The organism is Streptomyces sp. NPDC051913, assembly GCF_044593635.1.
Taxonomy (GTDB): Bacteria; Actinomycetota; Actinomycetes; order Streptomycetales; family Streptomycetaceae; genus Streptomyces.
The window spans coordinates 98843-117884 of record NZ_JBIUCI010000005.1 but is presented as its reverse complement, the minus strand read 5'-3'; the positions used below and the strand labels follow the sequence as shown (position 1 = coordinate 117884).

Sequence of the window (19042 nt, the reverse complement as noted above, 5' to 3'; positions counted from 1 at the left end):
GGCTGTGTACGGCCCGGTCGGCGAACTCGCTTCAGCGGAGCCTCAGTTAGGGCCCTCAGGGTGGTTGTCCGGTGGCCGGTCCGCAGGGGACGTGGCCAGGACGAAGGGAGCGGACCACGATGGCCGAGCTCGACACCGGTGGGCAGCCGCAGCAGGAGGCCGAGGTCGCGCGGCGCGCCCACGCGAGCCGCCGCAACTTCATGCGCAAGGTCTTCTTCGCGTCCGGTGCCACGGCCGTCGCCACGATGGGTGGCGCCGGTGCCTGGGCCGCGCTGGCCGACGACAGCACGGGGACGGCCGACGCGAGCGCCACGCCCAGCGGTGCGCCCAGCGGCGGCCCCGGCGGGGGCACCGGAGGTCCCGGCAACCAGTCGATCACCGAGGAGTTCTTCGGTCTGACCACCGACGGCAACCGGATCGACGACCTGTTCACGATCCACTCGACGGGCGTGGCGACCGCCCCCGTCATCACCGCCGCGAACGCCTTCCTCGCCGGACTGAGCGACGACCAGAAGACCTCGACCGTCTTCACCGTGCACTCCACCGAGTGGCGGCTGTGGAGCAACGTCGACTCCTACGAGCGCCAGGGTGTCTCGCTCGCCGACCTGAGCGACGACCAGAAGGCCCTCGGCACCGCCCTGCTGAAGGCCGCGCTCAGTGCCGACGGTCTGGAGACCACGGAGAAGATCCGGAAGATCAACCAGGCGGCGGGCGAGGCGATCGGCAACACCACCGCCTTCAACGAGGACGCCTACTACTGGACCGTCATGGGCACTCCGTCCGCGACCGAGCCCTGGGGCTTCCAGTTCGACGGGCACCACCTGGTCGTCAACTACTTCGTCCTCGGCGACCAGGTCGTGATGAGCCCCTGCTTCTGGGGTTCGGAGCCGACGACCATGGAGATCGACGGCGAGACCGTGACCGTGTGCCACGAGGAGGTCGTCGCCTCCCTCGCCTTCATCAACTCCCTCACCTCGGCGCAGCAGGCGGTCGCCGTCGAGTCGGCCACCAAGTCGAACGAGTCGATGAAGGCGGGCGCCTTCTCCGACAACGCGGTCCAGGAGTACACGGGCCTGCGCGGCAACAAGCTGAACGCCGCCCAGAAGAAGAAGCTCCTCGCGATCGTCGAGGCCTTCGTGGGCCGTGCCAAGGCGGACGCCGCGAAGGTGCGGATGTCCGAGGTCGCCCAGCACCTCTCGGACACCTATGTCACCTGGGCCGGCGGCACCGGCGACGACGACGCCTTCTACGTGCGGGTGCACAGCCCCGTCGTATGGGTGGAGGTCGACTGCCAGGGCCCGGGCCCGCTGGCGGGCGCGTACGGCGCCACACAGGGCGGCGGCGCGACCCAGCTGCACGTCCACTCGATCATCCGGACCCCCAACGGCAACGACTACGGAAGGGAGCTCCTCAGGCAGCACTACCTGACGTCACCGCACCACCGGTGACACACCGTTCCCGTCATCCCGTGGGCCCCGTCGCGTCGTCCGTGGCGGGGCCCACGGGCGTGCGCAGATGCGCGAACACCTCCTCCAGCGGCAGATCGAGCCGGTCCTTGTCACCGCTCCAGCGCCGCAGCACCGCCGCCGACGCCTGAGCCAGGTCCGGCGGCAGTCCTACGGCGTCCAGGGCGGCGGCGATCTCCTCCATCTCCGGTGCCCAGCGCCAGGCACGGGCGGCCACGCTGGGGAAGTGGTCGGCCTCGGCGAGGATGCGCGCCGTCAACTCCCGCCCCTCCCGCATCAGTTCGTCGCCGACGCCATGGCCCGCGGCGAGGGCGTGCGAGACGGCCGCCAGGACACGTGCCGACTTCTGGAACGAGGCGTACGCCGCCTTGAGCGCCGAGGCCGCGCCGATCCCGGCGTCGAGCGGGCGGGCCGGGACGTCGGTGCCCTCGAAGAGCGCGGCCGTCATCGCCACCGCCCTCGCGTCGCCGCTCAGATAGAGACGGGGGCCGCTCCCTCCGGCCGGAGGGCCGCCGATGATCGAGCCGTCGACCAGCACCGCGCCGCGCTCGGCACAGGCCTTGCCGATGCGGATCGTACGGTCCGGGCTGATGGCGTTGGCCTCGACGTAGACGCCCCGGAAGCCGTGCTCCAGGACCTCGTGGGCGACGTCCTCCGCGGCGTGCGGAGGGCAGACGGAGAGGACCAAGTCGCTGACGGACAGGGCCGATTCGAGGGAGTCGGCCGCCTCCAGGCCCGCCTGACGTGCCCGTTCGACGGAGGCCGGGCCGCGGCCGGTCGGGACGTACAGGACGCGGGTTCCGGTGCGGGTCGCCTGGCCGCCGACCGGGGCGCCCATGGCCCCCGGATGCAGGAGCGTCACCGTTGTCGTCATTCGCGCCTCCCGCCCGGCAACCTTCTGGGATCCTGCGGCGACTGTACGTCGAAGGCTTCCGGCACCGAAGCCCCACCCGACACACAAGGACCTGAGCCGTGGCGCATCCCTCCTCGCATCGACGTCCTCGCAAGTCGCGTGCCCTTCTCATCGCTGTCGCGGTGGGGGCGGTCGCGCTGATCGCGTCCGTGATCGTGGCGTTCCGGCCCGGCGGCGGCTCCGGCGGGGGGTCGGGGGAGGCGGTGTCCGTGGCGGACGGGGGCGGTTCGGCGACCGCCGGGTCCAGGGCGGTGACGGGCACGTCGTCCGCCGGCCCGTCACCGTCGGCGACTCCGACGGCTTCGGCGTCCGCCTCGCCGAGCAAGAAGGCCACGCCCAAGGCCACCGCGGCCAAGCGGCCGAAGACCACGAGTGCCCCCAAGTCACCCGTCTCCGGCGGGTCGTCGGCCGGACGCATCAAGCCCGGCGTCACCTACACCGGTATCGCCACCTTCTACGACGCCGGGAACGGCGACGGCGCCTGCACCTTCGGCCCGACCAGCGACGTCATGACCGCCGCGATGAACCACACCGACTACGAGACGGCCAAGGCGTGCGGCGCGTATGTGCGGGTCAGGGCGGCGGACGGGGCCTCGATCACCGTACGCGTCACCAACGAGTGCCCGGAGTGCAAGCCCGGCCACATCGACCTCAGCGCCCCGGCCTTCGCGAAGCTCGCCGCGCCCGTGAAGGGCCAAATACCCATCACCTGGAGCCTGTTGAGCCCGGCCGACGCTCCCGCCGCGCTCTCCGTCCGCTACAAGACGGGGTCCAGCCGCTACTGGTGCGGCATCCAGGTGCTCGGCCACCGGAATCCGGTGGCGCGACTGGAGGTGCGCGCCGGTAGCGGCTGGACCGTTCTGCCCCGGGCCGAGTTCAACTACTTCCTGTCCGAGGGTGGTGCGGGGTGCGGCGCCGCGATCCGGATCACCGACATCTACGGGGAGCAGCTGACGGTGGAGGGGATCGCCGTGCGACCGGACGCCGTGCAGCAGACCGGCGTCCAGTTCGCACGCCACTGAACCGTGGGGCTCAGCTGGTGGTGACCGCGGTGTCGTCGACGACGAAGCTCGTCTGGAGCGAGGAGTCCTCGACACCGGAGAACTTCAGCGTCACGGTCTGGCCCGCGAAGGCGGACAGGCTGAACGACTTCTGGACGTACCCGGAGGCCGCGTTGAGGTTCGAGTAGGTGGCCAGGGTGGTCGAACCGGCGGTGACCGTCAGCTTGTCGTACTGGGTGCTGGTGGTGGTCTCGGCCGTGTCGACGTGCAGATAGAAGGTGAACGTCGTGCCCGTGCAGCCGCTCGGGATGGTCACCGACTGGGAGAGCGTGTCGGTGTGGGTGGCGCCGTAGCCGTCCAGCCACGCCTTGTACGAGCCGGTGCGGGCGGCCTGGCTGCTGGAGCTGGTGATGACGCCGCTGGTCGCGGTCCAGGTGGTGTTGCCGGACTCGAAGCCCGCGTTGCCCAGCAGCTGGGTCGAGGTGCAACTGCCGCCGCCGCCACTGGAGTTGACGGTCCAGGTGAAGGAGGCGGTGCCGGTCGCGCCGGTGCTGTCGGTCACCGTGACGGTCGAGCTGTACGTACCGGCGGTGGTCGGTGTGCCCGAGACGGCCCCGGTCGAGCTGCTGATCGACAGGCCCGTGGGCAGACCGGTCGCCGCGTAGGTCAGCGTGCCGCTGTTGGTGGAGCTGGCGCTGATCTGAAGGCTCACCGCGGTGCCGACGGTGGAGGTCTGGCTGCCCGGGTTGGTGACCGTGACGCCGGTGGTCGGGACCGTGATGTGGCTGCCGACGTTGATGCCCGCGAAGGCGTTGCCGACCCCGGCGTACTGCGTGGAGCTGGTGCCGTAGAGGGCCGCGGCGGCGTTGAGGGCGGCGGTGCGGGCGCCCGCGTAGTTGGTGCTGGACGTCATGTACGTCGTCAGCGCCTTGTACCAGATCTGCAGCGCGGCGGCCCGGCCGATGCCGGCGACGGCGACCCCGTCGGAGGTCGGGCTGTTGTAGGTGACGCCGTTGATGGTCTTGGAGCCGCTGCCCTCGCTCAGCAGGTAGAACATGTGGTTCGCGGGTCCGGACGAGTAGTGCACGTCCAGGTTGCCGACGCCCGAGTACCAACTGTCCGCCGACGAACCGTCCTTGTCGGGCTCGTCCATGTAACGCAGCGGCGTGCCGTCGCCGTTGATGTCGATCTTCTCGCCGATGAGGTAGTCGCCCACGTCGGTCGAGTTGTTGGCGTAGAACTCGACGCCGGTGCCGAAGATGTCGGAGGTGGCTTCGTTGAGGCCCCCCGACTCACCGGTGTAGTTGAGCCCCGCCGTGTTGGAGGTGACGCCGTGGCTCATCTCGTGGCCGGCCACGTCCAGCGAGGTCAGCGCGTGGGTGCTGCTGGTGCCGTCGCCGTAGGTCATGCAGAAGCAGTCGTCGTCCCAGAAGGCGTTGACGTACGCCGTGCTGTAGTGGACGCGGCTGTAGGCGGCGACACCGTCGTTCTTGATGCCGCTGCGCCCGAAGGTGTTCTTGTAGAAGTCCCATGTGACCTGCGCCCCGTAGTGCGCGTCGACGCCGGCCGTCTGGGTGTTGGACCCCGACCCGGTGCCCCAGGTGTCGTCGGTGTCGGTCATCAGCGTGCCGGTGCCGGACGTGCCGTTGTTGAGGCTGTACGTCTTGTGGCCGCCGCGCGTGGTGTCGTACAGCTGGTATGTCGAACCGGACAGCGTGGTGCCGATGGTGACCGTGCCGCTGTACTGGCTGTTGCCGGTGCCGGTCTCGATGCCCTCGAAGCGGGAGAGTTCGGCGCCGGTGCTCGCGTCGGTGATGACATGCAGCTTGCTGGGCGTGCCGTCGTCCTGGAAGCCGGTGACGACCGTCTCCCAGGCCAGCTTCGGGGTGCCCTCGCCGGCCCAGATCACCTTGCGGGCGCTCTCGGCGGCCGGGCTGGTGGCGTCGAGCGCCTTGGCCGTCTTCAGCGCCTTCGACTGGGCGGCGGACTTGCCGAACGTCGCGGTCGTCGACTTGACGGAGACGGTACGACGGTTGTTGTTGAAGGTGGTGCTGACGGTGCCGGCGGCCAGCGAGGCCGGGGGCGTGTGGACGACCAGGTCGCCGCCGAGGACGGGGAGGCCGGCGTAGGTGCGCTCGTAACGGGTGTGGAGCGTGCCGTCGTTGTCCTTGACGACGTCCTTGACGACCAGCTTCTCCTTGGCGCCGAGGCCGATCGACCGGGCGGTCGTGCCCGTCTTCGCGGAGGCGCTCTTGATGAGGGCGGTGCGCTGGACCGGGGAGAGCTTGGCCTCCAGGCCGCCGGTGCGCAGCGGGCTCGGGTGGGGGGATGCGGGTGCGGCGGTCGCGGGGACCGCTTGCAGGCCGAGGGCCAGCAGTGCGGCCGTCGCCGCGAGGGCTCCGGCGGTGGCCGCCGGACGGGGGGTTCGTCTCACTCTTGCTCCTACTGCGACGGCCGCACGACGGCGGCCGGTGACAGACCGGGCAGACGGATGTGCTGTCCGGGTCGGGCTGAGCGGTGCAGTGCAGGGCTGAGCAGGTGGAGGGAGAATGACAGAATTGACGCAGGCATGTCATGCGTGGAGCGGTCGATCGAGGGCTGGGCGGGAGCCATGGAGGGTTAACCCTCTACCTGACTGTGCGTCCTCTGTGTCCGGCCTGTGTCACGTGGCGGGACTTCCTCAGTGGAGGCGGTGCGCGACCGCCGTGCGCAGGGCCGTGCGCACCGCCTCGGGCGGCGGCGGGCCGTCGGTCCCCGCGCCGGCGGTGAGCGCCGCGGCGACCGCGTGCAGCTTGGTGTTGGACAGCTGCGACGTCTCGCGCAGGATCTGCCAGGCGTCGTCCGCCGTACAGGCGTGGGCGGCCATGAGGATGCCGCGGGCCTGGTCGATCACCGGCCGGGAGACGATCGCCTGCCGCAGCTGCCGGACCTCCGTGCGCAGGACATGCAGCTGCTCCGCGCGCTCCAGGGCCACCACGGAGCGGGCCGGCGAAGCGGGCTCGGAGGCGGGGGCCGTTGCAGGGGGCGGTGTCACTTGCAGGGGGTCGGTGGTGTCGAGGCCGGCGAGTTCCAGGATGCGGCGCGGCTGGCCGCTCCAGTGGGTGGCGGCCACGGGGATGTGCCGGTGGCGGCCGTAGTGGTCGAGCAGTTCCAGGAACTGGAGACCCGCCGTGTCCATGAACACCACGTCGGCCATGTCCAGTTCGACCCTGCGGACATCGGACGGCAGGGCCGTCAGCGTCTCGTCCAGGACGTCCGCGCAGCCGTGCACGAGCTCGCCGCGCGGTCTCAGCTCGGCGCGGCCCGCGTACGTACGTCCCCTGATGACCAGGGGGTTGACCCGCCCCGCGAGAGAACTGTGCGCCGCTGAGTCCATGTCCCCGCCTCGTCGATCCCCGCCCGTCGCCACGGTGCCGTACGACCCTGTCCGCGCCCGTTCGTTCCGCCGGCACGCCTGACGTCCGCCTGCCCTGCCCGCCACGGGCTACACCCGCCCGGCGGGGAATGACCGGCCCCACGGCGGGTACGCGTCGCGGCTTCGTCCAGGACCAGCGGGGAGCCGTATGAGCGGCACCGCATGAGCGACGCGAGCGGGGTGGGTGGACCTGGCTGGGCGGGCGGGGTCGGCTCTCAGGGCGGAGGCGGGGGAGCCGGTGGCCGTGGCGGTGCCCGGGGGCGATGCCGATGGCGTACGGCTGCTCGACATGCGGGAAGTCGGCCGTCATCCCGGGCGGATCATCCCCGGTGTGCTGCGGGCCTTCGCCGACGCGCAGGCGCCGGGGCGTCGGGTACTGATCGGCGGCGAACCGTTCTGGGCGGGCCGCAGCTCCGTCGAGTACCCGGCCTGCGTCCAGCACGAGGCCCTGATCAACGTCGCCTTCGAGGGTCGTACGGTGACCATCCTGTGCCCGTACGACGTCCGGCGCCTCGACAGCCGGGTGCTCGCCGACGCCCACGCCACCCATCCCCGTGCCGGAGGTGCAGGCCGTGAGCCTTCCCTTCGACGGCGGCTCGCTGGCCGAGGTCCGCCACCGTGCCGACGACGAGGCCGGCCGGCTGGGGCCGGCCGCGGGGTGCTGCGGGTGTGGGGGAGGGCGGGACGGAGGGGGCGCTGGTGTGTGAGGTGCGGGACGCGGGTGTGCCGGCCGATCCCCTCGCGGGGCGCCGCCCGGCTCCACCGACCCACACCGGCGGAGCGGGCACGACCGTACGGTGCTGGTTCGGGCGCTGACCGCCGGGTGCGCGGCGTCAGGCGCGGAAAGCGGCGGCCATGGCCGCACCACGTCGGCGCAGGGCGGTCAGGTCCTGCCGGCGCCAGGTGCAGGAGAAGCGGGCGTCGGACGCGACGGCGTGGGGGAGGGCGGCGTCGCAGGCGCGGTCGAAGGCCGCCAGGCGGGGGAGGACCTCGGCGGGCAGACGGGCGGCCGCCGGGTCCGGCAGCGGCCCCGGGGCGGCGTGGAAGCGGTCGTCGACGGGCGGCAGGCCCGCCGCGTGACGGACACCGGCCAGCTCCAGACAGGCCAGGGCGCGATGCCAGTCGTAGCGGAACCAGAACGGCAGCTGTTCGGGGAGCGGTTGATGGGCGAGCCGTAGCCGGATCAGATGGACGGGGTCCGCGGGGTCGCCCTCGTCGGCGGACAGGAGCAGCGAGTAGACGGACTCCTCGATCGCGACCAGGGCGTCGCCCGGCATCTCCGGATTGGACAGGGCGTCCAGCTGTCTGGAGGCCGACCGGGCGGCCGGGCCGTCGTTGCCGAACTGCGCCAGATTGCATCGGCACTTGGCCAGCTGCCAGGGCGTGATCGGCTCCTCCCGCGTCGACTCGACCAGTTCCGCCCACCGCCCCGCCTCCTCGCGCCGGCCGAGCTGAAGGCAGAAGTAGCAGGCGGCGGAGGCGGCATGGGAGGAGTAGGTCTGCGGGCCCGGCCCCTCCCGGCCGGCCCAGGACCGCTCCGCGGCGTCCAGCGCCTCGACCCAGTTCCCCCGGTTGGCGTGCAGCGCGCTCCTGAAGTAGTGGGTCCTGGAGCCCTCGTCGCCCCAGGCACCGACCGCCAGTTCGGCCATGACCTCCATCTCGCGGTCCAGGTCGCCGACCGCCAGGTCCTCGTCGATGGCGTGCATCAGGAACACGGTGTGCAGCCAGTACTGGCCCTCGGCGTCGTGCAGGTACTCCAGTTGCTGCCGCGCCTCCAGGAGCAGCCGGATGCCGCGGTCCGGGTCGGCCGAGTAGGACCAGGCGTCGGCGGCCTCCCGGAGCGCGTCGAACGCCGCCTGCTTGTCGCCGAACTCCACGGCCAGCTGGTACGCCCGCTCGTACAACAGGCCCGCGGTCCACATGTCACCGCCGCGGTACGCCTCCCTCGCCTTGGCCATCAGGTCGGCGTACTCGTCCGGGCTCATTCCTCGCCCGCCTGCCGCACCCGGCCGATGATGATCGGAGCCAGGTCCTGGTTCTCCCGCCCGAGCAGCCTGCCCACCTCCTCGGGCTGCGCGCTGACCCAGTCCTGGGCGGTGCGGTAGCGCGCGGCGAGCTGGTCGAGGGACTTCGGGGGCAGTACGACCGGGGCGATGAGGTCGGCGAGGCGCCGGGGGGAGATGTAGCGGGGGTGGCCGGCCCTGCCGAGCAGCTCGCGGATGTCGCCCGAGCGCCACATCGCGGCCCGCAGCGACTCCGCGAGTGAGACGTCGGCGAGCGAGTACTCGATGTACAGCATCGCCCGCAGGTCGGCCGGGAGGGCGGTGCCGTTCGTGGAAGCGCCCTCGCGCAGCAGGACGACCGGGCGGTCCCGGCGGTCGGTGAAGGCGGCGCCGAGTTCGAACATCACGTTGGGGTTGCTGTCGGTGATCTCGGCGATGAAGCCGTCCGCCGCGTCCATGAGGATCTGGACGTTGTCGAGGAGCCGGTCGGACTCCAGCCGGTCGTTGGCGAGGACGAGCTCGAAACCCCAGTGGTGCTCGACCACTTCACGGCAGGCCTCGACCACGGGGCGGTAGCGGTCGGCGAACGGGGTGATCATGAAGAAGCTGCGGTGGTCGGACCGCTTCCCGTCGCTCGCCCGGTTGCGGCTCTGCACCGCCCGCAGCCGGTCGTCCAACGCCTTGCAGCGGGCCTCCAGTTCCAGCGCCTCCAGGCTGCGGCCCATCAGTTGCTGCAACTGGTCGTGGAAGGCGGTGGCCGCCTGGGCGCTGATCAACTGCCCGTTGGCCAGCACCGCGCTGTGGTACAGCGCCCGCATCAGCTTCCTGACCTCGACGTCGGCGGTGCCCTGGTGTGCGGCGAGGCGCTGCACCAGGTCGTTGCGGGCGTTGATGGTCAGCCGCTGGCCGGTGCCGCGCATCATGCGCTGGACCGCCTCGGCCATCTCCCGTGTCCCGGGGGAGGCGTTGGGGTCGAGAAGCACCTCCTCGGCCTTGATCTGGGCCTCCGTCCGCGCGTCCGTCCGCAGCACCGCGGCGATGTCCGGGGGCTCGAACTCCCGGGCCTCGGTACGGATGGCGTGGCCCTGGGGGGTGCGCAGCACCGCGCTCATCCGGTCCGCGAGCTTCTGCACCGCCACGCTGTCCTCCCCGCCGGCCGGCCGGAAGATGGCGTCGCCGGACGGGGCGTCCTCCCGGTCGATGTGGACCAGCCGCAGGTTGACGCCGGGCAGACCGGTGTAGGCGTCGAGGAGTTCGGGTTCGAACAGGTAACTGGCGTCCACCACCGTGGTCTTGGCCGCGTTGGCGATCTTGAAGAACTGGCGGGCGGCGTCCGCGCCGGTCACGCACTGGAGTGTCTTGGTCCGGTCGGGTGCGCCGGGCAGCCGGTCCAGGATCTCGGGAAGCGTGCGCAGGGCCACACCGGTGCCGGTGTTCTCCAGCGGATCGCTCACACTGTCGTCGCCGGGCTCGTCCGGGAGCCGGTTGGTCCGCCACAGCAGCAGGTCGGCGAACTTCGCGAAGAACTCCTCGTAGTAGTAACTGGCCGCGGCGAAGCTCATCCGGTGGTAGCGGGCGATCCCGGCGAACCGCTCCCGCTGGGAGTCGCGGAGCCGTTCCAGGTGCTCGATGACGAGGTTGCCGAGCGCGTCGCGCAGGGCCGCCCACTGGTCGTCCCGCAGATAGTTGTCGCGGGCCGCCGTGGGCGTCAGGTCCGGGGTGTTGATCACGCCGTTCACGAACCGGGCCCACTGGGGCAGGATGTCCGGCTGGTCCTCGCACAGGAACATCCGGCGCTGGAACACCTGGATCTTGCGGGGCTGGTCGACGGTGTAGAAGCGGTCGCGGGTGATGTAGAGGACGCCCTCCGCCTTCACCTCCCCGCGCAGCTGGACCGGGATGACCTCCAGCACCCGGTCGTTGAGCGTGCGCTCCACGTAGTACCGCAGGTCGTAGCTGAGCTCCTCCGGGGTGAGGCCGCCCTTCTCCCACGGCATGTGCATGGTGTTCTCGGGCTCGCGCGAGCCGTTGAGGTGGATCGGCGTGGTGAGCATGTCGGCGTAGCGCCGGATCAGCGCGCGGACCTCGGCCTCCTGGATGATGCCGCGGTCCTCGACGCCCGCGAGGGAGACGGTCACCGTGGTGCCCGGTGCCGCGACCTCGTGCTCGGTCAGCCGGTACTCCTTGCTGCCCTCGTTCTCCCACAGCCAGCCGGTGTCCTCGCCCACCTTCCGGGTCGTCACCCGCACCTTGGAGGCCACCACGAACGCGGCCAGGAACCCGATGCCGAACTGGCCGATCAGCGTGTCGTCCTGCTCGCGCTCCTGCTTGGTGAGGCTCTTGCCGACGTTGGACAGGTATTTGACGAGGTCGCTCTCGTTCATGCCGATGCCCGTGTCCCGGACGGTGATCTCCAGGTCCTGCGGCCGGGTCTCCACGTCGATCCGGCCGGCCACCCCGTCGGCCCAGGCCCGTTTGCGGATCCCGTCATGCGCATTCTGGATCAGTTCGCGAATGAACACCTTCTTCTCGCTGTAGAGGTTGTTCGCGATCATCTGGATGAGACCTTCGAAGTCGAACGACATCTCAGGCATGGGCGACCTCCCCCGTCGACCCCAACTCGGCGCGCCGAAAGGGTTATTCGGAAGGGTATCGCCGGATCTTCAGCCGGGGGAGGGGTTCACAGCGGCGCCTGCCAGGTGACGGTCGTCCCCGCACCTCCGTCGTCGAACACGGTCAGCCGCACCCCGTCCCGCCCGTCCGGCAGTACCGCGGTGGCGTCCACGGCGACCTCGATCCGGGACACGCCCAAACGGCGCGAGACCTCGGCGAGGGCCCGCCGCAGGGCGGTCAGCAGCTGCCCGGCGACCTGCTCGGGGACCCGGCTCTCCACGGCCCCCGTGAACCGGACCGACGGCGCGAACCCCAGCACGGCCGCCGCCCCGGCCGTCTCCCGCAGGACCCTGCCCCGGAAGGTGGTCGGGGCGTCGGCGGGCGGCTGCTGGAGCGCGAAGATGGTCGTCCGCACCTCCTGGATGGTCGACTGCAGCTCGTCGACCGCCTTGCCCAGCGCCTCCTGGACGTCCTGCGCCCCGCTCCGCCGCTGTGTCGACTCCAGCATCATCCCGGTGGCGAACAGCCGCTGGACGACCAGGTCGTGCAGATCGCGGGCGATGCGGTCGCGGTCCTCGAAGACGGCGAGGAGCTCACGGCCGTGCTGGGCGTCCGCGAGGACGAGGGCGAGGGCGGCCTGGGAGGCGAACTGGACGGCCAGCAGGCGTTCGACGGAGGTGTACGGGCGGTCGCCGCGCCGGCGCGGGAGGGCCAGGGTGCCGATCAGCCGTCCCTCGGCCTGGAGCGGCAGCATCATGCTGGGCCCGAAGCGGTGCCGTACATGGGTGGTCATCCGGGGGTCGGTCGCCGAGTCGTCGACGAACACCGGCTCCCCGCCCAGGAGTTGCCTCAGGACCGGGCTGCCGGGGGCGATCGTGGTGCCGACGATGTCACCGGGATCGCCGTACGTCGAGGCGGTCACGATCTCCATGCCGCCCGCCTCGGTGGGCTGGAGGATGACGCCGGCGGCGGCGTCGGCGAGGATGCGGGCGCGTTCGGCGACGGTCGTCAGGGCGTCGGCCGCCGGCTCGTCGCTCAGCAGCGCCGTCGTGACCGCCGCGGCGCCCTCGATCCATCGCTCCCGCTGCCGGGCCGCCTCGTACAGGCGGGCGTTGCCGATCGCGATGCCGGCCTGGGCGGCGAGGACGTGGAGGAGTTGTTCGTCCTCGTCGGTGAACGTCGCCTTCCCCGCGAGGTGCAGGGTGCCGAACTCCTCGTCCTGTACGCGGATCGGCACGGTGACCGCTGCCGTCTGCGGCATCGCGCCGCCCGGGGTGCGCATTTCGAGGAGCCCGTCCTGGCCCGGGTCGGCCGTGCCGAGCGCGGCGTACCGGGCGCCGGTGAGCTCGGCGGCGGCGTCCACGATGTGCTGGAGGGTGGTGCGCAGTTCGAGGTCGGTGCCGACGCTGAGGACGGCCTCCAGGAGGGGCGGGAGGGGATCCTCGCCGGTCAACGCGGCGCCCCGGCCTCAGTCGGTGATCGGGTCCAGCGCCAACGGCTCGATCCGGCCCTCCAGCATCGCGCCCAGGCCCTCCACCGCGCACACCTCGGGACGTTCCGCGATGTGCACCGGCATGCCGGTCGCCTGGCGCAGCATCTGGTCGAAGCCGGGGAGCAGCGCGCTGCCGCCGACCATCATGATGCCGCGGTCGGCGAGGTCGGCCACCAGGTCGGGCGGGCAGTCCCGCAGCACCTTGCCGATGCCGTCCAGGACGGCCGTGAGCGGGGTCTGGATCGCGTCGCGGACGGCGGCGGTGTCGACCTGGACGGAACGGGCGAGGCCGGTGGCGACGTCCCGGCCGTGGATCTCGGTGGAGGCGGGCCCCGAGGCGGTCAGACCGTTCCCGGACAGGGCGAGCTGGAGCGGTCGTACGGACTGGCTCGGCAGCATCAGCTCGTGCTGGTGGCGCAGGTGCTGCACGATCGCGTGGTCGACGGCCTCGCCGCCGACGGGGATGCGGACGGCGTTCACGATCGAGCCGAGGGAGAGGACGGCGACCTGGGTGGCCGCCGCGCCGCAGACCAGCACCATGGTGGCCTCGGGCCGCTCCACGGGCAGTCCGCAGCCCACCGCGGCGGCGATGAGGGTGTCCACCAGCTCGACGCGGCGTGCGCCGAGGCCGACCAGGGTCTCGATGGCGGCGCGCTGGGCCAGCGGGTCCGCGTCGTGCGGGGTGCACGCGGCGGCGCGCAGGATCGGCTTGCGGCGCAGCGAGCGGCGGATCTTGTCGCCGAGCAGGTGCCGCAGCATGCGCTGCGCCATCTCGATGTCGACGACCGTGCCGCCGGAGACGGGGCGGACGACGCGGATGTAGTCGGGGGTGCGGCCCGTCATCTTCTCCGCGAAGTCCCCGACCGCGATCAGCGCGCCGGTGCGGGTGTTCACGGCGGCGACGGACGGCTGGTCGACGACGAGCCCGGCGCCCTTCACGTACACCCGCGTCCTCGCCGCGCCCAGGTCGACGGCGAAGTGGCAGCGGCGCAGCTGCTCCAGACTGGCGGTCATGGCAGGTCCTCCCGAGAGCACAGACCGGGGGGCGCGCCGGGTGGCGGGCCTCACTGGCATCGTCCGGGGGGTGGGGGTGGGGCGCCTTTTGGAGGGGGCTGTGTGGGGCGCGGCTGAATGGGGGTTTTTGCGGCTTATGTCCTATGTAAGTGTTAGGTAAGGAGTGGTGGGGACCCGGGTGCCTACCCGTCGTCGCGAAGGACGCCCAGCTCCGTCAGGTCCTGGGGGCGGATGCGGAGTTGGTTCGCCGTCGGTTCGACCTCGGTGGCCGGGCGCTTCAGGATCGCCGCCGCCAGTTCCGGGGCGATCACCGAGAAGTAGCTGTCCGGCGTCGCCCAGGTGTGGCCCGGGGCCGCCAGGGCCAGGGCGCCGCCCGAGCCGCCCTCGCCGATCAGCAGCGTGGTGAGGGGGGTGCGGGCGGCGGCGACCGTCAGGAACAGGTCCGCGATCGCCGCGCCCGCGCCCTGGCGCTCGGCCTCCGCGTCATTGGCGGCGCCGGGCGTGTCCACCAGCGTCAGCACCGGGATGCCGAGCCGGTCCGCCAGCCGGACCAGCCGGGTGGCCGTGCGGTAGCCCGCCGGGCGGGTCGCCGTCCCGGTCTGCGCCGCGTAGGCGACCGTACGGCCGTCCCGCTCGCCGAAGCCGCAGAGCATCCCGGGGTCCGTGCCGCCGCACCGGTCACCGGAGAGGGGCAGACGGTACGTGAAGTAGGCGTCCAGGTAGGCCGTGGCCCGGGGGCGCCGCGGCGAACGGGCGCGGCGGACCGCCTCCCAGCCGGTCGCGGGCAGGTCCGTCGTGCCGAGCGGGGCGGGTACCGGCGCCGGATCGTGGCTCGGCCGCGTCAGCAGCCGCAGCCAGCGGCCCAGCGTCTCCCGGAGCCTCCCCGGCTCCACCACGGCGTCGGCGGCGCCCGCCGCGACCTGCGCCTCCGCCGTGTACGCCGCCGGGTCCGCGTCCGCCGGGCGGACCCGGGAGCCCGCGAAACCGACCTGGGCGCCGGGCAGTGCGAGGGTCACGTCGGCACCCGCGCCGAGGGTGGCCCAGCCGCCGCCCGTGGTGGGGTCGCGCAGGACGGCGATCTGCGGCAGGCCCGCCTCGCGGGTGAGCGCCGACTGGCGTGCCACCCGCTGGAGTTGGGTCAGCGCGAGCATCCCCTCCTGCATCCGGCTGCCGCCCGTCGCGACCAACGGGACCACGGGGAGGCGGTGCTCGCGGGCGTACCGGTACGCCGCCTCCAGCCGGTTGCCGGTGCGCACGCCCAGTGATCCGCCGAGGAAGCCGAACTCGAACGCGATCAGCACGGCCCGGGTGCCCTCGACGTCTCCCGTCCCGCACACGACCGACTCCTCCTCACCGGTGCGCTCGGCGGCGCGGGCACGCGAGTCGTCGTAACCCGCCCAGCCGAGCGGGCCGTCCGGTGGGCCTGGTTCCCCCGCCGGGTACGGCAGTTCGGTGAAGTCGTCGGTCACCAGGGCCAGGGCCTCGCGGGCGGAGAGGCGCTCAGGCATGCAGGGCCCGCTTCATGATCTTCCCCATGTCGTTGCGGGGCAGGGCGTCCAGGAGGTGCAGGACGCGGGGGCGCTTGTGCGGGGCGAGGCGACTGGCGACGTGGTCGGCCAACTCGTCGAGAGAGGGAGGGCACTGGTGGTTCGTCGGGACGATCCAGGCGACGATCCGCTCACCCAGGTCCGCGTCCGGCTCGCCGGTCACCGCCGCCTCCCGCACCCCCGGATGCTCCAGGAGCGCGTTCTCGATCTCACCCGCCCCGATCTTGTAACCCCCGCTCTTGATCAGGTCGGTGGCCTTGCGGCCGACGATCCGGACGTACCCGTCGGGATCGCGCACCGCCATGTCTCCCGTACGGAACCAGCCGTCGGACGTGAAGGCGGCGGCCGTCGCGTCGGGGCGGTTGAGGTACTCGGTGAACAGGTTCGTTCCCCGCACCTGGATCTCGCCCACCGTCTCGCCGTCGTACGACGTGATCGGCGCCCCGTCCTCCTCCACGAGCCGCAGCTCCACGCCCGGCAGCGGCACGCCGACGGTGCCCGCGCGCGCCTCCCCGTCCGCCCGCACACTCGTGTTCATCAGGGTCTCCGTCATGCCGTACCGCTCGATCACCCGGCGGCCGGTCGCGGCCGTGATGCGTTCGTGGTCGTGCACGGGGAGGGCGGCCGAGCCCGAGACCAGGAGGCGGGCGCCGGCCAGCGCCTTCGCCAACTCGGGTTCCTCGGGCAGGGCTTGGGCGATCCGGTGGTACATCGTCGGCACCCCGAACAGCATCGTCGCACCGGCGTTCAGCTCACGCGCCACGCCCTCCGTGGAGAAGCGGCCCAGGTGGCGCACCGAGCCGCCGCGCCGCAGCGGGCCCAGGGTGCCAAGCACCAGGCCGTGCACATGGAACAGGGGCAGCGCGTGCACCAGCACGTCCTCGCCGGTCCACCGCCAGGCGTCCGCGAGCGCGTCCAGCGTGGCGGCGATCGCCCGGCGCGGGATGACCGCGCCCTTGGGCGGGCCGGTGGTGCCGGAGGTGTAGACGACGAGGGCCGGGGTCTCGGCGGAGACGTCCGGGTGCGGGAAGGTGCCGGCCGCGGTGGGCTGCGTCGAGACGTCCAGGCGGTCCAAGTGGCCCAGCGCGGGCGGGAGTTCGTCGCCGGGTGCGGCCAGGACCAGCGTCGGTGCGCTGTCGGACAGGATGTGCCCGAGCTCCTTCTCCCCGGACCTGGGGTTGAGCGGTACGGCGGCGACACCGGCCTCCAGCGCCGCCACCACCGCCACCGCGGTCTCCAGCGCCGGAGTCGCCCAGACGGCCACTCTGCCCGCCCCGGCGATCCGCTCCGCGAGGGCACCGGTGGCGGCGGCGAGCTCCCCGTACGTCAGGGAACGGTCGCCGAACCGCAGGGCGGGACCACCGGTGCGGGCGGTGGCTCGGTCGGAGGTCCGGTCGGTGGTCCGGGCTGCTGTCAGGGCCGGGAAGAGCGAGGACACGCGGCGTACTCCTTCGTCTGGTGAGCCAGCTGCTGTGCAAGCCTTCGTTCGCATCGCACCCCTATGATCCGCGATGGCGCCCGGCGAGCCGGCATCACACCCCTCGCGCCCCCACCACGTCCGCCACCACACAGCTCACGTTGTCCGGGCCGCCCGCCTCGTTCGCCGCGCCGATCAACGTGTGGACGGCCGCCTCGGGCGAGTCCGCCGCGGTGAGGGCGGCGCGGATCCGGGCGTCGGGGACCACGCCCGACAGGCCGTCGGAGCACAGGAGGTAGCGGTCGCCCAGGGCCGCGTCCCGGAGGCGGAGGTCCGGGGCCGCGGTGCCGAGCACCCGCAGAAGCAGGGTGCGTCGGGGGTGGGACGTGGCCTCCTCCGGCGTGAGCCGGCCCTCGTCGATCAGGAACTGGACGAGGGTGTGGTCGTGTGTGATGCGGAACAGCGCGCCGTCGCGCAGGAGATACGCGCGGGAGTCGCCGATGTGGACCAGGGCGAGGCGGGAGCCGGTCCACAGGAGGGCGGTGAGGGTGGTCCCCGAGTCCTGCCCCGCCCCCTCCGTCGCCTCCTCCAGCGTCTCCTGGAGGAGACCGAGGACGTCTCCCGCCGGGATCTCCCGTGTCTCCAGCGTCTTCAGCGCCTCCACGGCCGCCCTGCTCACCGGTGCGCCCCCGGGCCCGAAGCCGTCCGCGACCGCGAGCAGACGGGTGCCCGCGTACGCCGTGTCCTGGTTCTGCGGGCGGACCCGCCCCGGGTCCGAGTGGGCGGCGTAGCGCAGTTCCAGCATCGGGGTGTCCTCCGCCCGCCCGGCCGTCGTGAGGTGGTCGACCAGGAAGGCGGCCAGGTCACGGCGCTGGGCCGTCTCCGCCTCCACCCGGTCCCAGTAGGCGCGGATCTCCCCGGCGGCGGCGTCCGGCGTGAGGGCGCACACCTCGCGGACCCGGGCCAGCGGCATCCCGATCCGCCGCAGCCACGCCACCAGCCGGGCCTGCTCCAGCTGCTCCGGCGCGTAGTAGCGGTACCCGGTGTCCGGGTCGACGCGCGCGGGGCGCAGCAGGTCCAGCTCGTCGTACAGCCGCAGGGCCTTCGGCGACAGCCGGCACGCCCGTGCGAAGGCACCGATCGTCAGCATGCTCGTCCTCCCCGGCTCGATGGTGGAGCTTCACCAAGGGGGAAGGTCAAACCGGTTGCCGCGGTTCCGGTCTCTCCGGTTAGCCTGCCGTGACCTCGGAAAACCGTCGCTGAAGGGACCCCACCCGTGCCCCGTGTCGCCCTCGCCACCTACGACCCCCGGCCCGAGCCCTCCCGCGACCGTGATCTGCCCGTGCTGGTGGACGCGCTGCGGGCGGCCGGGGCCGACGCGGAGGCCGTGTACTGGGACGATCCCGAGGTCGACTGGGGCGGGTACGACCTCGTCCTGATCCGGTCCACCTGGGACTACAGCTGGCGGTCCGCCGAGTTCACGGCGTGGACCGAGCGGGTCGGCAAGGTGACCCGGCTCGCCAATCCCGCCGACGTGGTGCGCTGGAGCAGCGACAAGCGGTACCTCGGGGAGCTGGCCGCGGCCGGGGTGCCGACCGTGCCCACGGCGTATCTCGCCCCCGGTGACGCCGTCGAGCTGCCCGACGATCACGAGTACGTGGTGAAGCCGACCTCCGGGGCCGGGGCCCGCTATGCCGCGCGATACACGGCGGACCAGCACGACACGGCCGTACGGCAGCTTCAGCGGATGCACGCCGAGGGGTTCACCGCGATGATCCAGCCGTACATGCGGGGCATCGACGCCGGCGGGGAGCGGGCCCTCCAGTTCTTCGGCGGGCGGCTGCTGCACGCCAGCCGGAAGCGGGCCGTGCTCGCGCCCGGTACCGCCTTCGACGCGGACAAGGTCGCCCACCCGGGCCTGGAGGCGTGGACGGCGACCCCGGCCGAGCTGGACGTCGCCGAGCGCGCCCTGGCCGCCGTACCGGACGCTCCCGAGCTGCTGTACGCGCGCGTGGACCTGGTCGACGGGGACGGTGGGGAGCCGGTGGTGATGGAGCTGGAGCTCGTCGAGCCGAACCTTTTCCTGTTCCTGCACCCGGAGTCGCTGCCGCGAGTGGTGGAGGCGGTGCTGGGGGCGGCCGTTGTGCGGTGAGCTCACCGG

At 72.4% G+C, this 19042-nt stretch carries 13 protein-coding genes and 1 pseudogene; 4 read left to right on the top strand and 10 right to left on the bottom strand.

Features of this window, described 5'->3' with window-relative positions; genetic code table 11:
* Nucleotides 1-119 precede the first annotated feature (119 nt).
* A complete protein-coding gene (locus tag ACIHIX_RS16545; RefSeq protein WP_399955880.1) occupies nucleotides 120-1448 on the top strand; it encodes a DUF3500 domain-containing protein in 1329 nt (442 codons plus the stop codon).
* Nucleotides 1449-1461: 13 nt separating this feature from the next.
* Here ACIHIX_RS16545 and ACIHIX_RS16540 read toward each other — a convergent pair whose 3' ends face one another.
* Complete coding sequence (locus ACIHIX_RS16540; RefSeq protein ID WP_399955877.1) at nucleotides 1462-2340, bottom strand: DUF1932 domain-containing protein; 879 nt, start codon at nucleotides 2338-2340, stop codon at nucleotides 1462-1464.
* Nucleotides 2341-2438: 98 nt separating this feature from the next.
* Between ACIHIX_RS16540 and ACIHIX_RS16535 the strand changes: the two genes are divergently transcribed.
* Complete coding sequence (locus tag ACIHIX_RS16535) at nucleotides 2439-3401, top strand: expansin EXLX1 family cellulose-binding protein (RefSeq protein WP_399955875.1); 963 nt, start codon at nucleotides 2439-2441, stop codon at nucleotides 3399-3401.
* Between the two features lie 10 nt (nucleotides 3402-3411).
* Here ACIHIX_RS16535 and ACIHIX_RS16530 read toward each other — a convergent pair whose 3' ends face one another.
* Both ACIHIX_RS16530 and ACIHIX_RS16525 read right to left on the bottom strand, forming a co-directional pair.
* Complete coding sequence (locus ACIHIX_RS16530) at nucleotides 3412-5814, bottom strand: M4 family metallopeptidase (RefSeq protein WP_399955872.1); 2403 nt, start codon at nucleotides 5812-5814, stop codon at nucleotides 3412-3414.
* 246 nt (nucleotides 5815-6060) lie between these two features.
* Entirely contained in the window at nucleotides 6061-6756 is a 696-nt protein-coding gene (locus ACIHIX_RS16525) for an ANTAR domain-containing response regulator (RefSeq protein ID WP_399955869.1), read from the bottom strand.
* A 328-nt stretch (nucleotides 6757-7084) separates the two neighbouring features.
* Here ACIHIX_RS16525 and ACIHIX_RS16520 point away from each other — a divergent pair.
* Nucleotides 7085-7288, top strand: a pseudogene (locus ACIHIX_RS16520) (MEDS domain-containing protein); the annotation flags it as partial.
* A 340-nt stretch (nucleotides 7289-7628) separates the two neighbouring features.
* Here the strand turns inward: ACIHIX_RS16520 and ACIHIX_RS16515 are convergent.
* The 7 genes from ACIHIX_RS16515 to ACIHIX_RS16485 form a co-directional block, all read right to left on the bottom strand.
* On the bottom strand, nucleotides 7629-8780 hold the full coding sequence (locus ACIHIX_RS16515) for a hypothetical protein (RefSeq protein WP_399955866.1): 1152 nt from the start codon (nucleotides 8778-8780) through the stop codon (nucleotides 7629-7631).
* Nucleotides 8777-11392: an ATP-binding protein gene (locus ACIHIX_RS16510; protein WP_399955863.1), complete on the bottom strand. Its 2616-nt coding sequence runs from the start codon at nucleotides 11390-11392 to the stop codon at nucleotides 8777-8779. The genes ACIHIX_RS16515 and ACIHIX_RS16510 overlap by 4 nt, the downstream gene beginning before the upstream one ends.
* Nucleotides 11393-11478: 86 nt before the next feature.
* Complete coding sequence (locus ACIHIX_RS16505) at nucleotides 11479-12864, bottom strand: GAF domain-containing sensor histidine kinase (protein WP_399955860.1); 1386 nt, start codon at nucleotides 12862-12864, stop codon at nucleotides 11479-11481.
* A 15-nt stretch (nucleotides 12865-12879) separates the two neighbouring features.
* Nucleotides 12880-13917: a rod shape-determining protein gene (locus ACIHIX_RS16500; RefSeq protein WP_059191590.1), complete on the bottom strand. Its 1038-nt coding sequence runs from the start codon at nucleotides 13915-13917 to the stop codon at nucleotides 12880-12882.
* A 182-nt stretch (nucleotides 13918-14099) separates the two neighbouring features.
* The gene (locus tag ACIHIX_RS16495) at nucleotides 14100-15425 is read right to left on the bottom strand and encodes a carboxyl transferase domain-containing protein (RefSeq protein WP_399955856.1); all 1326 of its coding nucleotides are present in this window, start codon (nucleotides 15423-15425) and stop codon (nucleotides 14100-14102) included.
* The gene (locus tag ACIHIX_RS16490; protein ID WP_399955853.1) at nucleotides 15418-16902 is read right to left on the bottom strand and encodes an acyl-CoA synthetase; all 1485 of its coding nucleotides are present in this window, start codon (nucleotides 16900-16902) and stop codon (nucleotides 15418-15420) included. Before ACIHIX_RS16490 ends, ACIHIX_RS16495 begins: the two co-directional genes overlap by 8 nt.
* 94 nt (nucleotides 16903-16996) lie before the next feature.
* On the bottom strand, nucleotides 16997-18031 hold the full coding sequence (locus tag ACIHIX_RS16485; RefSeq protein ID WP_399955849.1) for a MerR family transcriptional regulator: 1035 nt from the start codon (nucleotides 18029-18031) through the stop codon (nucleotides 16997-16999).
* Between the two features lie 126 nt (nucleotides 18032-18157).
* Here ACIHIX_RS16485 and ACIHIX_RS16480 point away from each other — a divergent pair, with 126 nt between their 5' ends.
* Nucleotides 18158-19033 (top strand): RimK family alpha-L-glutamate ligase, encoded by an 876-nt coding sequence (locus ACIHIX_RS16480; protein ID WP_399955846.1) that lies wholly within the window; start codon nucleotides 18158-18160, stop codon nucleotides 19031-19033.
* The last annotated feature ends 9 nt before the right edge of the window (nucleotides 19034-19042 follow it).